Annotated in this window: 12 protein-coding genes; 6 read left to right on the top strand and 6 right to left on the bottom strand. The window is 71.0% G+C overall.

From position 1 onward, the window contains the following. Positions 1–33: 33 nt before the first annotated feature. Complete coding sequence (locus VGO20_RS26570; protein WP_327505427.1) at positions 34–1,839, bottom strand: M3 family oligoendopeptidase; 1,806 nt, start codon at positions 1,837–1,839, stop codon at positions 34–36. Between the two features lie 147 nt (positions 1,840–1,986). Here VGO20_RS26570 and VGO20_RS26575 point away from each other — a divergent pair, with 147 nt between their 5' ends. Continuing rightward, complete coding sequence (locus VGO20_RS26575; RefSeq protein ID WP_327505428.1) at positions 1,987–3,861, top strand: AMP-dependent synthetase/ligase; 1,875 nt, start codon at positions 1,987–1,989, stop codon at positions 3,859–3,861. On the opposite strand, the gene VGO20_RS26580 is transcribed toward VGO20_RS26575, so the two are convergent. Both VGO20_RS26580 and VGO20_RS26585 read right to left on the bottom strand, forming a co-directional pair. After that, the gene (locus VGO20_RS26580; RefSeq protein ID WP_327505429.1) at positions 3,830–4,891 is read right to left on the bottom strand and encodes an aromatic ring-hydroxylating dioxygenase subunit alpha; all 1,062 of its coding nucleotides are present in this window, start codon (positions 4,889–4,891) and stop codon (positions 3,830–3,832) included. The genes VGO20_RS26575 and VGO20_RS26580 overlap by 32 nt on opposite strands. Positions 4,892–5,009: 118 nt before the next feature. Continuing rightward, positions 5,010–6,464 carry a TrkH family potassium uptake protein gene (locus tag VGO20_RS26585; RefSeq protein WP_327505430.1) on the bottom strand — a complete coding sequence of 485 codons (1,455 nt, stop codon included), beginning with the start codon at positions 6,462–6,464 and terminating at the stop codon, positions 5,010–5,012. Between the two features lie 342 nt (positions 6,465–6,806). Between VGO20_RS26585 and VGO20_RS26590 the strand changes: the two genes are divergently transcribed. Further along, positions 6,807–8,201, top strand: a complete 1,395-nt coding sequence (locus tag VGO20_RS26590) for a carboxymuconolactone decarboxylase family protein (RefSeq protein ID WP_327505431.1) — start codon at positions 6,807–6,809, stop codon at positions 8,199–8,201. Positions 8,202–8,243: 42 nt separating this feature from the next. On the opposite strand, the gene VGO20_RS26595 is transcribed toward VGO20_RS26590, so the two are convergent. Next, a complete protein-coding gene (locus VGO20_RS26595; RefSeq protein WP_414639912.1) occupies positions 8,244–8,501 on the bottom strand; it encodes a DUF2312 domain-containing protein in 258 nt (85 codons plus the stop codon). 142 nt (positions 8,502–8,643) lie between these two features. After that, positions 8,644–9,471, bottom strand: a complete 828-nt coding sequence (locus VGO20_RS26600) for an N-formylglutamate amidohydrolase (protein ID WP_327505433.1) — start codon at positions 9,469–9,471, stop codon at positions 8,644–8,646. Between the two features lie 176 nt (positions 9,472–9,647). On the opposite strand from VGO20_RS26600, the gene VGO20_RS26605 reads away from it, so the two are divergent. The 4 genes from VGO20_RS26605 to pyk all read left to right on the top strand — a co-directional run bounded on the left by VGO20_RS26605 (position 9,648) and on the right by pyk (position 13,714). Next, on the top strand, positions 9,648–10,406 hold the full coding sequence (locus VGO20_RS26605) for a FadR/GntR family transcriptional regulator (protein WP_327505440.1): 759 nt from the start codon (positions 9,648–9,650) through the stop codon (positions 10,404–10,406). After that, complete coding sequence (locus tag VGO20_RS26610) at positions 10,403–10,843, top strand: cupin domain-containing protein (RefSeq protein ID WP_327505434.1); 441 nt, start codon at positions 10,403–10,405, stop codon at positions 10,841–10,843. Before VGO20_RS26605 ends, VGO20_RS26610 begins: the two co-directional genes overlap by 4 nt. A 153-nt stretch (positions 10,844–10,996) precedes the next feature. Continuing rightward, entirely contained in the window at positions 10,997–12,238 is a 1,242-nt protein-coding gene (locus tag VGO20_RS26615) for a glycerate kinase type-2 family protein (protein ID WP_327505441.1), read from the top strand. A 33-nt stretch (positions 12,239–12,271) separates the two neighbouring features. Continuing rightward, positions 12,272–13,714 carry a pyruvate kinase gene (pyk, locus tag VGO20_RS26620; RefSeq protein WP_327505435.1) on the top strand — a complete coding sequence of 481 codons (1,443 nt, stop codon included), beginning with the start codon at positions 12,272–12,274 and terminating at the stop codon, positions 13,712–13,714. Between the two features lie 49 nt (positions 13,715–13,763). On the opposite strand, the gene VGO20_RS26625 is transcribed toward pyk, so the two are convergent. Then, positions 13,764–14,227, bottom strand: a 464-nt coding sequence (locus tag VGO20_RS26625) for a ComF family protein (protein WP_327505436.1), incomplete at its 5' end; no start/stop codon positions are given.

Raw genomic sequence — 14,227 nt, forward strand, 5'->3', positions numbered from 1 at the left:
TGGTCCCCGGGTCGGATGGAGCGGTTCGGCGCCTCAGCCCGCCTCGTGCTCCAGCTCGTCGATCAGCCCTGCGATGACGCCCAGCCCTTTCTGCCAGAAGGCAGGATCGGAGGCGTCCAGCCCGAACGGCGCCAACAGTTCCCCATGGCGCAGCGTGCCGCCGGCGGCGAGCATCTCCAGATAGCGCCCGGCGAAGCCGTCGGCGGCGTTCTGGTAGACCGCATACAGCGAGTTCACCAGGCAGTCGCCGAAGGCGTAGGCGTACACGTAGAAGGGCGAATGGATGAAGTGCGGGATGTAGGCCCAGAAGTGGCGGTAGTTGTCGTCGAACCGCAGGGCCGGCCCGAGGCTTTCGGCCTGGGTGGCGAGCCAGATTTCGCCCAGGCGCTCGGGCGTCAGCTCGCCGGTCCGGCGCTCGGTGTGGACGCGCTGCTCGAAGTCGAAGAACGCGATCTGCCGGACCACCGTGTTGAGCATGTCCTCGACCTTGCCGGCCAGCATCACCCGGCGCCGCGCCGGGTCGCGCTCGGCATCGAGGAGGGAGCGGAAGGTCAGCATCTCACCGAAGACGGACGCCGTCTCGGCCAGCGTCAGCGGCGTATCGGACAGCAGATGCCCCTGCTTGGCCGCCAGCACCTGATGCACGCCGTGCCCAAGCTCGTGGGCGAGCGTCATCACGTCCCGCGTCTTGCCCTGGTAGTTGAGCAGCAGGTAGGGATGCGCGCCGGAAACCGTCGGATGGGCGTAGGCGCCGGGCGCCTTGCCCGGGCGCACCGCCGCATCGATCCAGGGCCGGTCGAAGAAGCGGGTGCCGACGTCCGCCAGCTCGGGGGAGAAGCGCCGGTACGCGGACAGGACGATGTCGCGCGCCTCGGACCACGGGATCGTCCGGTCGTCGTCGCCCGGCAGGGGGGCGTTGCGGTCCCAGTAGTCGAGGCGGTCGGACCCGAACCACCGCGCCTTCAGGCGGTAGTACCTGTGCGACAGGTCGGGATAGGCCCCCTTGACGGCGGTGACGAGGGCGTCGACGACCTCGTCCTCGACCTGGTTGGAGAGGTTGCGGGACGAGACCGGGCGCGGGAAGTCGCGCCACTTGTCCTCGATCTCCTTGTCCTTGGCGAGGGTGTTGGTGACGAGCGCGAAGGTCCGGACATTGGCCGAGAGCACGCGCCCGACCTCGAGCGCGGCCTCGCGGCGCTTGTCCGAGGAGCGGTCGCTGAACCGGTTCAGCGCCTCCGACATGCCCATGTCGCGCCCGTCGATCCGGAACGAAAGCCCCGCGATCGTCTCGTCGAACAGCCGGTTCCAGGCGGAATGGCCGACGACGTACTTCTCGTGCAGGAGCCGCTCCAGTTCGTCCGAAAGCTGGTGGCGCCGGAACATGCGCACGTTCTCGATCCAGGGCGCGTAGCGCCGCAGCTCGGGTGCCTGCATCCTGTCGCGGAGCACCGCGTCGTCGAGCTGGTTGATCTCCAGCCTGAAGAACAGGAGATGGGCCGAAACCGCGTTCACCCGCTCCTGGATCGACTGGTAGAACCGCGCGATGCCAGGGTCGGTCATGTCGCCGGAATAGACCAGGTAGGAATACGCGGCGAGCCGGGAGAGCATCTCGTCGATCCGCTCGAACTCGGCGACCGCCCGGCCGAGCGCGGCGCCGGAAAGATCGTCGACGTGCCCGGCGTAACGCTCCCGGAAGGCCTTGGCCTCCGTTTCCGAGCGATCGAGATCGCGCGCGACCGCCGGGCTGTCCGGCCCCGGATACAGGTCTGAAAGGTCCCAACTCGGCAGGTCTCCGAGGTCGGGGCCCTCGCTCCGGCCGGCCGCTGCTGTTGCGCTCATGAAAAACTCCCTGGTGACGGACCCGATATAGGCCGCCCGCGGCGCCATCCAAGCGCATAGCCGCCATCCCGTCTCATACGCGAGGGGCCGGAGGCGCACGCCAGGCGTTAACGAAAGGTCCGATGATCGCGGGAGCGGAAATCGTCCATGGCCGACACGTCAGAAACCGATCGCTCGAAGATCGAGGCCGCCTTCGCCGGCTGGCCGTCGCTGCCCGCGATGTTCTTCTCCCGGGCCGGGAGGCTCGGCCGGCACCCGCTGCTGCACGCGCGCCGGAACGGACGCTGGGTCGCCAGCACCTGGCAGGAGGTGGCAGACGACGTCCGCCGATGCGCACGCGGCTTGCGCAGCCTGGGCATCGGGACCGGCGACCGCGTCGCCATTCTCTCGGAGAACCGCCCGGAATGGCTGGTCGCGGACTTCGCGATCATGTCGGTGGGCGCGATCACCGTGCCCGTCTACACCACGGCGACGACGGCCGACCAGGCGCATGTGCTGAAGGACAGCGGCGCGCGCTGCGCCGTCGTCTCGACGCCCGGGCTGTTCCGCAAGGTCCTGCCGGCGATCCTCCAGGCCCCCGACCTTGCTACGGTCGTGACGCTCGCCCCGCCCGAAGCGGAGCGGGGTGCCGGCGTCGACGTGCTGGGCTGGAACGCGCTGCTCGACCGCGGCGTCGACCCCAACGACGTCGTGGAGGACGGGGTCGCGGCGATCGGCCGGGACGATCCGTGCTGCATCATCTACACCTCGGGGACGGGCGGGACACCGAAGGGGGCGCTGCTGTCCCACGACAACCTGCTGTCGAACTGCCTGGCGGCGGCGCTGCTGCTGGCGGAGATCGGCATCGGGCAGGACGAGCGCTTCCTGTCCTTCCTGCCGCTGAGCCACGCCTACGAGCACACGGCCGGGCAGATGTTCCCGCTGACGATCGGCGCCGAGATCGCCTACGCGGACTCGATGGACCGGCTCGCCTCCAGCATCGCGGAGATGAGGCCGACCCTGATCACCGCGGTCCCCAGGCTCTACGAGGTGCTGAGGGCGCGCATCCTGCGGGAGATGCGCAGCGGGGGCGGTATCGGCGCGAAGCTGTTCGCGCGCGCGCTGGCGCTGGAGGAACGCCGCGCCGGCGACCGCGCGTCGCGCTGGAGCGCCGCCGAGGACCGGCTGCTCGAACGCCTGGTGCGCAGCCGCGTGCGCCAGCGCTTCGGCGGCCGCCTCAAGGCCTTCATTTCCGGGGGCGCGCCGCTGTCCCCGGACGTGGCGCGGTTCTTCGACGCGGCGGGCCTGCGCATCCTGCAGGGCTACGGCCAGACCGAGGCCGCGCCTCTGATCAGCGTCAACCCGCCGACCGGCATCCGCCACGAAACCGTCGGCAAGCCCGTCCACGGAACCCAGGTCCGGATCGCGGAGGACGGCGAGATCCTGGTTCGCGGCCCGCAGGTGATGCTGGGCTACTGGAACGACCCGGGCGCGACCGAGCGCGCGCTCGCCGGGGGGTGGCTGCACACCGGGGACATCGGCCGGATGGAGCCGGACGGCTACCTCGTCGTCACGGACCGCAAGAAGGACATCATCGTCACCACCAACGGCGAGAACCTCTCGCCGCGGCGCATCGAGTCGCTCCTAGTTCTGGAGCCGGAGATCAGCCAGGCGATCGCGATCGGCGACCACAAGCCCTATGTGGCGGCGCTCATCGTACCCGACCCCGAGCTCGCCGCCGACTGGGCCAGCCGCCACGACAAGCCCGGCGACCCTGCCCTGCTGATCGAGGACGCGGAGTTCCGCAGAATGGTCGCGACGGCGGTCGAGCGGGCCAATGCCTGCCTCTCGGCCACGGAACGGATCCGCCGCTTCGCCCTGCTGGCGGAGCCGTTCACGATCGAGAACGGCCTGCTGACGCCGACGCTGAAGGTGCGGCGCCAACTGGTGACGCGGACCCACGAAGCCGTCGTCTCCTCATTGTACCGCGACGCCGCGGCCTGGACGGCGCTCAGCTCCGCCAGCGCAGCACGCATTCCTTGACCGGGTTCCGGAAGGGACGCTCCTCCTCCTCGCTGCGCACCCATTCCCGCTTGAGCTGATGGTACCAGCGGGCCTGGGTGTCGGCGTCGCGGATCAGCATCAGCGCGGGGTCGTGCTTCAATCCCTCCTGCTGCTGGACGACCACGTCCCTGTCCTGGCCCAGGAAGCGGCGCACATAGGGCCGCAGCACCGGCTTGAGCGCGGACAGCCACGGCATCGTCCAGTAGACGCAGTGATTGACCTCGCTCATCGTCCAGCTGACGGGCGTCACCGTCGTCAGGTTGACGAGCGTGTGGTCGCCGGCGGCGATATGCTCGATCCGCACGCCGGGCAGCCGGAAGGTGATCTCGGTCGAGGGACGGCCGCCGACCAGCTTGTAGGCGCGGCTGTTCGTCGAGGGCGAGTGACGGCGCATCTGGAAGCCGTAGGGCACCGGGCCGAACGCCTTCGCCTTCTCGTGGATCGACCGGCGCGAGCGCCAGAACCAGCTCTTGTGCACCCAGGGCCCATGGGCCGGGTCCATCAGCCCGATCACGGCATGGTCGACGAAGCAGGGGAACGCCATCGTCTCGACGAGGCGGGGGCCCGGTGCCCCGATGCCGGGGACCCTGGGGACGTCGCGCTCGTCGCCCTCCGGAGGGGGCTCGCGGTCGCCGAACCACACCCACAGGTTCCCGTCCACCTCCCGGCACGGCCGGCCCTTCACCCGGATGCGGCCGACGTCGAGGTCCTGGCCTTCGCACAGCGACGGGATCGCCGTGCAGCGGCCGTCCCCGTCGAAGCGCCAGCCGTGGTAGCGGCACTCGACCTCCCGGCCGTCGAAGGCGCCGTAGGACAGCGGGATGCCGCGATGCGGGCAGATGTCGCGGAGCGCGAAGACCGACCCGTCGTCGCGGCGGCCGAACAGCAGCGGCTCGCCGAGCAAGGTCTTCGCGACCATGGCTCCGCGCTTCAGGCGGATGCCCGGAAGCGCGAAGTACCAGATGTTGCGCAGGAGGAAATCCCGCTCGTCGGTCGGGGGCGGCGTCAAGGCGCGGTGATCCTTCGTCGTCAGCCGGAGCGCGGCAGTCTTTTCACAGGGACGGATGCTTGTACAGGGGCGTTTGAGGGGGCGTTCGAGGGGGCATTCGGCCGCGGAGAGGGCCGAATCACCGCATCCAGAACTTGGGGTTCAGCAGCACCAGGACCGTGAAGAACTCGAGCCGGCCGAGCAGCATCGCGACCGACAGCACCCATTTGGCGCTGTCGGGCAGCGACGAGAAGTTGCCGACCGGGCCGATGACGGGACCGAGCCCGGGGCCGACGTTGGCGATGGCGGTGGCGGCGCCGGAGATGGCTGTCAGGAAGTCGAGCCCGATCGCCGACAGGATCACGAAGGTGATCAGGATCGAAGCGACAAAGGCGAAGCCGAAGGCCATCACCGAGACCATGATGTCGTTGTCGACGGGCTTGCCGCCATAGGTCAGCGGCATCATGCGGTGCGGGCTGTAGAGCCGTATCAGTTGCACCCGCATCACCATGAACAGGATCTCGAAGCGGAACACCTTGATGCCGCCCGTCGTCGAGCCCGTGCAGCCACCGATCACCGTCAGGATCAGGAACACGCCCACCGCGAACGGCCCCCAGAGACCATAATCCGTCGAGGCGTAGCCGGTCGTGGTGACGACCGAGACGATATTGAACGTAGCGAGCCGTAGCGCGTCGTGCCAGGCGATCTCCGCGGTTTGCGACAGCCAACCACCCATCGCCAGCGAGATCACCGCCAGGAACCCGAGGAACCAGCGGACCTGACTGTCTCGCCACAGCGATCGGCCATCGCCCCTCGCCAAGCTGATGAGACGGACGAACGGCAGGGCCCCGATCACCATGAACACGGTCAGGACCCAATGCACCGCCGCACTGTCCCAATGGCCGACCGAGGCATCCTTGGTGGAGAAGCCCGCCGTCGAAACCGCCGTCATCGCATGATTGACCGCATCGAAGGTCGGCATTCCGGAAAGCGTCAGCAGCACGGTGCAGGCGATCGTGAGCCCGAGATAGATCCAGCCGAGCGCCACCGCAAGGTCGCTTGCCCGGGGCACGACCTTGTCGGAGCGGTCGGAGGACTCCGCCCGGAAGAGCTGCATCCCGCCGACCCGCAGGAACGGCAGGATCGCGATGCCCATGGCGATGATCCCGAGACCACCCAGCCATTGCAGCAGCGAGCGCCACAGCAGCAGTCCGGGGGCGAGCCGGTCGAGACCGACGATCACGGTGGCTCCCGTCGTCGTCAGCCCCGACATCGCTTCGAAATAAGCGTCGGTGAAGTCGAGGCGCGTCTCGGCGAAGATGAAGGGCAGCGCCCCGAAGGTGCAGACCACGATCCAGGCGAAGGTCGTCAGCAGGAAGGTCTGGCGCAGGTTCAGGGTCTTGGCCGGCGTCCAGTTGGTCAGAACCAGCAGGACGCCGAAGAAGAGCGTCAGGGCCGACGCGGTGCCGAACACGAACCAGTCCGAATTGCCGACCGCGAGATCGACGACCATCGGGGCAAGCATGGCCACCGCCACGATGATCAGCAGGTTGCCGATCACGTAGAAGACCGGGCGAACGTCGATGGCCACCATGATCCTGGGCGGGTTCCGCGATGGAGGGGCGGGACGCGGCTGCGCCCGGGCACCCGCCTCTATAAGCCCGCTTCCGGCCTCTGTCCAGCCGACGAGCCGCCGCTGGCTCCGGCGCCCGCCATCGCGGAGTGAAAGCGACCTACGGCAAGCCGACCACAAGGTTCCGCCGAAACAGACAATGAAAAGAAAAAACGCATAAAATTATAATAGAAATGAGAGAAAATCCTTTAGGGAATATATCGATTGTATGAAGAAATAAGATTCCGTTGACACGGTACTTCTTTTGCGTCGGAGTGTGCTCTACCTGTTATTTTCGACAGGTGCCCGTAATGGAGGGAAGCGATGCAACAGATGCCTCGGAACGACGAACATCCCGCCTCCGCGAACGACATCGAGATCCTGCAGGCGAGCGGCGGCCTTACCGGCAGGCGGCAGTTCCTCGCCCGCGGCGCCGGGGTGCTGGCGGCAGGCGCGGTCGCGGCACCAGTCCTGGCCCCGGCGCTGGCCCCGGCCGCCGCCGCGGCCGGCACCGCCGCCGACGCGACATACGCGCGGGGCCTGGAGCTGCTGCGCAGCCTCCTCGGACAGGAGGGCGAAGCCTCGGCCAGGGCGCTTTCGGCCCTATCGCCCGACCTCGCGCGGCTCGCGGTCGCGGTGCCCTACGGCGAGGTCGCGGCACGGCCGGGGCTCGACCTCAAGACGCGCACGCTGTGCACGGTGTCCTCGCTGATGGCGCTCGGCAGCCAGCAGGACGAGACCAAGCGGCACATGGGCGCCTATCTCGGCGTCGGCGGCACGCCGCGCGAGCTGGTCGAACTCGTGATCCTGACCATCGCGGTGATCGGCTTCCCGGTCGCGATCAACGCCACCGCGCTGGTGCGCGACGTGCTGCGCAGCCGCGGCATCGAGATGGCGGCCGTGCCGCCGGTCACCGACAGCGGCGAGGAGCGCCACGCCCGCGGCCTGGCGCACCTGGCGGCGCTGTCGGGCGGCGACCCCGAACGCTACCTGCCCGACCACGCCGACGCCGCGCCGGAGCTGGCGCGCTGGGCCGTCGAGTTCGCCCATGGCGAGGTCCTGTCGCGCGACGGGCTGGAGGCGAAGGCGAAGCAGCTCGCGGTCGTCTCGATGCTGGCGACGGTGGGCGACCGGACGGACGCGCTGCGCCTCCATCTGCACGGGGCACTCGCACGCGGCGCCACGCGCGAGGAGATCGCGGAACTGCTGATGCAGATCGGCGTCCAGGCCGGATTCCCGAAGATGGCGAAGGCGGCAGCGGTGGCCGAAGCGGTCCTCGCGGGAGCCGGCGCGGACGCCGCCGCCAAGCCGGTCGCCGCCCGCACGATCGTCTCGGAGACGAAGGCGGCGCGCCTGAAGCGCGGCATGGACACGATGGGGCAGACGTCGCAGTCGGCCGGCGAGGCGGTGATCCGCAGCTTCGACGACATCGCGCCCGACATCGGGATCATGATCGTCGAGCACGCCTATGGCGACATCTTCATGCGCACGGGCATCGACGCCAAGACGCGCGAGCTGACCGCCGTCGCGGCGATGGCCGCGGTCGGCACGCAGACGACGGTGACGCCGCTGAAGGTCCACATCGCCGCCGCGCTCAACGTCGGCGCGACCCGGGCCGAGATCGTCGAGACGCTGTACAACCTCCTGCCCTATTGCGGCTATCCCGTGATCGAGCAGGCGATGGCGGTCGCGGCGGAGGAGTTCAGCCGGCGGGCCTGACCGGGCAAGGGCCGGGAGCGCGCTCCCGGCCCGTCTCCGGCGTCACTCCATGCCGAGCGCCGCCTTGTACAGCTCGAGCAGTTCCTCCATCTCCTGGCGCTCCTCCTTGGCCTGCTTGCGCAGCCGCAGGATCTGCCGGATGATCTTGGTGTCGAAGCCGGTCCCCTTGGCCTCCGCCATCACGTCCTTGATGTCGTCCTGAAGCCCCTTCTTCTCCTCCTCGAGGCGCTCGAGGCGCTCGATGAAGGAGCGCAGGCGGTCGGCCGCGATCCCGCCGACGTCGTTGCTCGTCTCAGCCATGGCCATGGGTCTCTCCGAGTTCGGTGTCCGGGGTCCGAGCGGTGCCGCCCCGACGGCCCATCGGAGGCATCGGGGGCTACTCGGAAGAGGCGGGACCTTATCCAGCCGCGCGCCGCGAGGCAAGAGCGGCGGCGGGCCGGGATCAGTATCTCTCGACGCGGTACAGGGCGGGATCGTCGAGCAGCGGCGACAGCGCCCCGGCGAGGATGCCGGCCCATTCCGCCTCGCCCGCGGGCGTCACCACCAGGTCCTGGCGCAGCTCGACCAGCACGTGGGGCAGGCCGCGCCGCGTGGCGTGGACGTCCGTGGTCGAACCGAGGGTGTCGCGGCCGGTATAGGGCTCGTTGTCGCCGACCACGAGGCGGGGATCGCGGCGCAGCGCCTCGATCAGCGGCACGGACAGCCGCGGGTCGCGGTCCCACAGCACGCCCAGGTGCCACGGCCGCTCGAACCCCCGCATCACCGGGGTGAAGCTGTGGATCGACACGATCGCCGGCACCCGCCCCTCGCCCAGCATCCGGTCGATCTCCGCGGCGACGGCGGCGTGGTAGGGGTCGTAGATCGCCTGGCGCCGGGCCGCGACCTCCGCCGCGCCGAGGCCGCGGTTGCCCGGCACGACGACGCCGTCGCTGATCTCCGGCAGCCAGGTCGGGTCGTCGACCGCCCGGTTGATGTCGACGACGAGGCGCGAGTATCCGGACAGCACGGCCGGCGCATCGAACCGCCGCGACAGCAGCCGCGTCACCCCGGCGGCCCCGACGTCGTAGGCGATGTGGCGCCCGAACGCCGCCTCGTCGAGGCCGAGCCGGCCGAGCCGCGCCGGCACCGCGTTGGCGGCATGGTCGCACAGCACGAGCACCGGGGCGCGTCCCTCGCGGTTCAGGACCGTGACCGGCGGCGGATCGCCGGGGCCGAGCGGGGACGGACAGGAGGGATCGGAGGCGGTCGGCACTGGATCGGCAGGTCGCATCGGCGGTCCGGGCGCTGCGCGGCGCATCGGCCGCTCGACGGGCCTTTTAGCCCGAAACCCGGGTCGATGCCAGCGGGACCGGCATCGGACCCGCGAAGCGCACCCCCTGGTGTGCGACCGGCAACGGCATTACCATCGCGGCTGGCCCAGACGCGGGCGGGAGAGGACCATTGGACGTGACGGAACAGGCGCCCGACGGCCCGGCGGCAGAACATTTGGGCGACAGGGTGAGCGACCGGGTCGCCGCCCGGCTGCTCGACAGCATCGCGCGCGGGGAGCTGACGCCGGGCCAGCGCCTGCCGGGCGAGCGCCAGCTCGCCGAGCAGATGGGCGTCAGCCGCGTCTCGGTCCGCGCGGCGCTGCAGCGCCTCAAGACCCAGGGTTTCCTGGCCGCGGTCCAGGGCGGCGGGACGCGGGTGCTGTCCTCGACCCGCGACATGGACCCGGCGCTGACCGAGCTGATCCGGGTCAAGCTCGACAACCTGTACGACCTCGCGGAGATCCGCCTCGTGCTGGAGGCCTGGGCCGCCGGCCGCGCGGCGCGCAACGCGACCGCGGAGCACCTGGACGAAATGGGGCGCACGATCGGGCGCATGGCCGACCCGGCCCGGCTGGCCCAGCGCGGACGCGACGACATGGAGTTCCACCTCGCGGTCGGCAAGGCGTCGGGCAGCCCCGTCTACACCCATATCCTGTCGGTGATCCGCGAGACGCTCGGCCACATGCTGGACTTCCACCGGCACGAGCTGTTCGCCGCCGACGACGATCTGACGGTGCTGGAACACCACCGCGCCGTCCACGCCGCGATCGCGGCCCGCGACCCGCAGCGCGCGTCGGACGCGATGAGGGCGCATCTGGCCTGGGTGCTGGAGCGCTACCACTTGGCCGGGCTCGGCCGCTTTTCCAGAACGAAACCGGGAGGCCCCGCCCGATGAGCGAGGACGACAAGCCCGCAGACGGCAAGTTCGATGCCGGCCAGTTCGATGCCGGCAAGCCCGACGCCGGCAAGTTCACCGTCAGCCATGCCGCCGGGGCGCCGTTCCGCCACGACGGGCTGCGCGCCTTCTTCGAGTACCGCGACCTCGGCATCGCGCAGGCGACGGGCGGCCGCTTCAACGCCCACGTCATCCGCGCCCGGCCCGGCGGCGAGGGCGGTTCGGGCTGGCACCGCCACGCGCTCGACTTCCAGATGGTCTACGTGCTGAAGGGCTGGGTGAAGTTCTCCTACGAGGGCGTCGGCGAGGTGCTGCTGGAGGCCGGGTCCTGCGTCCACCAGCCGTCCGGCATCCGCCATGTCGAGATCGCCCATTCCGACGACCTGGAGATGCTGGAGATCACCGCCCCGGCGGAGTTCGAGACCGAACCGGCCTGAGGGGAGCCGGGCCCGCCACGGCCGCGCCGGCGCGTGCACGCGCAACCCGACGGGTTGACTTTGGCGCCCGCTGCGGCAAGGTGGACCCTCACGGCAAAGACGACAAGTACGGGAACCCTCGTGTCCACACCCCCCGATGCCGTGCTGCGGGCGATGTTCCGCGCAGCGCTCGACGCGGTCGACGCCGACACCTGCCTGCCTCGCTTCCTGCCGGACCCGCCGGCCGGCCGCACGGTCGTGGTCGGCGCGGGCAAGGCCGCGGCGGCGATGGCGCGCACCGTGGACCGGCACTGGAACGGCCCGCTGTCGGGCCTGGTGGTGACCCGCTACGGCCATGGCGCGCCCGCCGGCCGGATCGAGGTCGTCGAGGCCTCCCACCCGGTGCCGGACGCCGCGGGCCGGGCCGCCGCCGCGCGCATCGTCGAGCTGGCCTCCGGCCTCGGCCCGGACGACCTGCTGCTGTGCCTGATCTCGGGCGGCGGCTCGGCGCTGCTGGCGCTGCCGGCCCCGGGGCTGACGCTGGAGGACAAGCAGGCCGTGGCCCGCGCGCTGCTGAGGAGCGGGGCCGACATCGCCGAGATGAACTGCGTGCGCAAGCACCTGTCCGCGATCAAGGGCGGAAGGCTGGCGGCATCCGCGCATCCCGCCCGCCTGGTGACCCTGGCCGTCTCCGACGTGCCCGGCGACGACCTCGCGGTGATCGCGAGCGGGCCGACGGTCGCCGACCCCACCAGCTTCGCCGACGCGCGCGCCGTGCTGGCGCGCTACGGCATCGAGCCGCCGCCCGCGGTCGCCGCGCATCTCGCCGCGGCCGCCGAGGAGACGCCCAAACCCGGCGACCCGCGCCTGGGCCTTGCGCGCGCCGCGATCGTCGCCCGCCCGCAGGACGCGCTGGAGGCGGCAGCCGAGGTCGCGCGCGGCCACGGCTACACCCCCGTGATCCTGGGCGACTCGATCGAGGGCGAGGCGCGGGAGGTCGCCAAGGTCCATGCCGGGATCGCGCTGCAGGTGCTGCGCCACGGGCAGCCGGCGGCCGGCCCGACGGTGCTTCTGTCGGGCGGCGAGACGACGGTCACCGTGCGCGGCCAGGGCCGCGGCGGGCGCAACGTCGAGTTCCTGCTGGGCCTGGCCCTGGCGCTCGGCGGCGAGCCCGGCGTCCACGCGATCGCCTGCGACACCGACGGCATCGACGGCACCGAGGAGGCGGCCGGGGCCGTGATCGGCCCGGACACGCTGGCGCGCGGGCGTGCGCGCGGCCTCGACCCGCGCGCGATGCTGGCGGGCAACGACGCCTATTCCTTCTTCGCGGGGCTCGGCGACCTGGTGGTCACCGGCCCCACGCTCACCAACGTGAACGATTTCAGGGCGGTCCTGATCGCCGGCGACCGTTCCTGAGGCAAACCGTACGCTCGTAAGGTCCCATCGCACATGACACGCAAGCCCGGCGCCCTGCGGCGCCACCGCTCGACCAAGATCGTCGCCACGCTCGGCCCCGGCACCTCGACGCCGGAGAGGATCCGGACGCTGTTCGAGACCGGCGTCGACGTGTTCCGCCTCAACTTCAGCCACGGCAAGCAGGCCGACCATCGCGAGCGGCTGGAGATCATCCGCGCGCTGGAGCAGGAGACCGGGCGGCCGACCTGCGTGCTGGCCGACCTGCAGGGCCCGAAGCTGCGCATCGGCCCGTTCGCGACCGGCCCGATCGCGCTGCATCCCGGCATGGAGTTCCGCCTCGACCTCGACCCGGCGCCGGGCACGCAGCGCCGCGTGTCCCTGCCCCATCCCGAGATCTTCGAGGCGATCACCGTCGACAGCGAGCTGCTGCTGAACGACGGCCGCGTCCGCCTGCGGGTGCTGAGCCACGGCAGCGACTTCGCCGAGACGGTGGTGATCAGCGGGACCGAGCTGTCGGACCGCAAGGGCGTCAACGTGCCGGGCGTGATCCTGCCGCTGTCGCCGCTGACCGACAAGGACCGCGCCGACCTGGCCTATGCGCTGGACCTCGGGGTCGACTGGGTCGCGCTCAGCTTCGTGCAGCGGCCGGAGGACGTCGCGGAGGCGCGCCGCCTGGTGGCGAACCGCGCGGCGCTGATGGTGAAGCTGGAGAAGCCGTCGGCGATCCAGCACCTGGACCAGCTGATCGAGATGGCCGACGGCGTCATGGTCGCGCGCGGCGACCTCGGCGTCGAGATGCCGGCCGAGGACGTGCCGTCGATCCAGAAGCGCATCGTCCGCGAGTCGCGCCTCGCCGGCAAGCCGGTGATCGTCGCGACCCAGATGCTGGAGAGCATGATCACCGCCCCCGCCCCGACCCGGGCCGAGGCGTCCGACGTCGCGACCGCGGTCTATGACGGGGCCGACGCGGTGATGCTCTCGGCCGAGACGGCGACCGGCGCCTATCCGATCGAGGCGGTGTCGATCATGGACCGGATCTGCCGGCGCGTGGAGCAGGACCCGCTGTACCGGGCGATCATGGATGCCCAGCATCCCGAGCCGCAGCGCACCTCGGCCGACGCGATCACGGCCGCCGCCCGGCAGGTCGCCCATACGATCCAGGCGGCGGCGATCGTCACCTACACCACCTCGGGCTCGACGACGCTGCGCGCGGTGCGCGAGCGGCCGGAGCAACCGATCCTGTGCCTGACCGCGAACCTCGGGACGGCGCGGCGTCTCGCCCTCTCCTACTCCGTCCATGCCGTCCATACCGGCGACGTCTCCGAGCAGGACGAGCTGGTGGAGAAGGCGGTCCGGGTCGCGACCGAGGACGGGCTGGCCAGCGAGGGCCAGCGGCTGGTCATCACCGCGGGCATCCCGTTCGGCACGCCCGGCAGCACCAACCTGCTGCGCATCACCTGGATCGAGCGGAGCTGAGCGGGCGGGCTTGCCGCCCCCTCACCCGCCAGCCATCACCCGCCGGCCCTCACCCGCCGGGCGTCGAGACGCGCGCCAGCGTCAGCGCGTCGACGCGCACGGCCCCGGCACGGGCGAGCACCCGGGCGCATTCCGCCAGGGTGGCACCGGTCGTGTGGACGTCGTCCACCAGGACGATCCGCCGTCCCGCAATCAGCGGCAGGCGCCGCGGACGGACCGCGAAGGCCCCGGCGACGTTGCGGTGGCGCCCGTCCCGGCTGAGGCCGCCCTGCGGGCGCGTGCGCCGGCGGCGGACGAGCAGGTCGGGGCAGGCATCCACGCCCGACGCGCGGGCGACCGCGAGGGCGAGCAAGGCGGCTTGGTTGTAGCGCCGCGCGAACAGCCGCCAGCGGTGGAGCGGCACCGGCACCAGCAGGTCGGCATCGCCCAGCAACTCCGCCCCGGCACGCGCCATCCAGGCGCCGTACGCCCGGGCGGCATGGGTCTGGTCGCCATGCTTGAAGCGCAGGATCA

The organism is Arenibaculum sp. (genome assembly GCF_035998295.1).
Taxonomy (GTDB): Bacteria; Pseudomonadota; Alphaproteobacteria; order Azospirillales; family Azospirillaceae; genus DASYHS01.

Coding starts and splice junctions, on each gene's coding strand:
- VGO20_RS26600 (WP_327505433.1), bottom strand. CDS start 9,471: ATGCGACCTGCCGATCCAGTGCCGACCGCCTCCGATCCCTCCTGTCCG.
- VGO20_RS26595 (WP_414639912.1), bottom strand. CDS start 8,501: ATGGCTGAGACGAGCAACGACGTCGGCGGGATCGCGGCCGACCGCCTG.
- VGO20_RS26585 (WP_327505430.1), bottom strand. CDS start 6,464: ATGGTGGCCATCGACGTTCGCCCGGTCTTCTACGTGATCGGCAACCTG.
- VGO20_RS26575 (WP_327505428.1), top strand. CDS start 1,987: ATGGCCGACACGTCAGAAACCGATCGCTCGAAGATCGAGGCCGCCTTC.
- pyk (WP_327505435.1), top strand. CDS start 12,272: ATGACACGCAAGCCCGGCGCCCTGCGGCGCCACCGCTCGACCAAGATC.
- VGO20_RS26610 (WP_327505434.1), top strand. CDS start 10,403: ATGAGCGAGGACGACAAGCCCGCAGACGGCAAGTTCGATGCCGGCCAG.
- VGO20_RS26570 (WP_327505427.1), bottom strand. CDS start 1,839: ATGAGCGCAACAGCAGCGGCCGGCCGGAGCGAGGGCCCCGACCTCGGA.
- VGO20_RS26615 (WP_327505441.1), top strand. CDS start 10,997: ATGTTCCGCGCAGCGCTCGACGCGGTCGACGCCGACACCTGCCTGCCT.
- VGO20_RS26590 (WP_327505431.1), top strand. CDS start 6,807: ATGCAACAGATGCCTCGGAACGACGAACATCCCGCCTCCGCGAACGAC.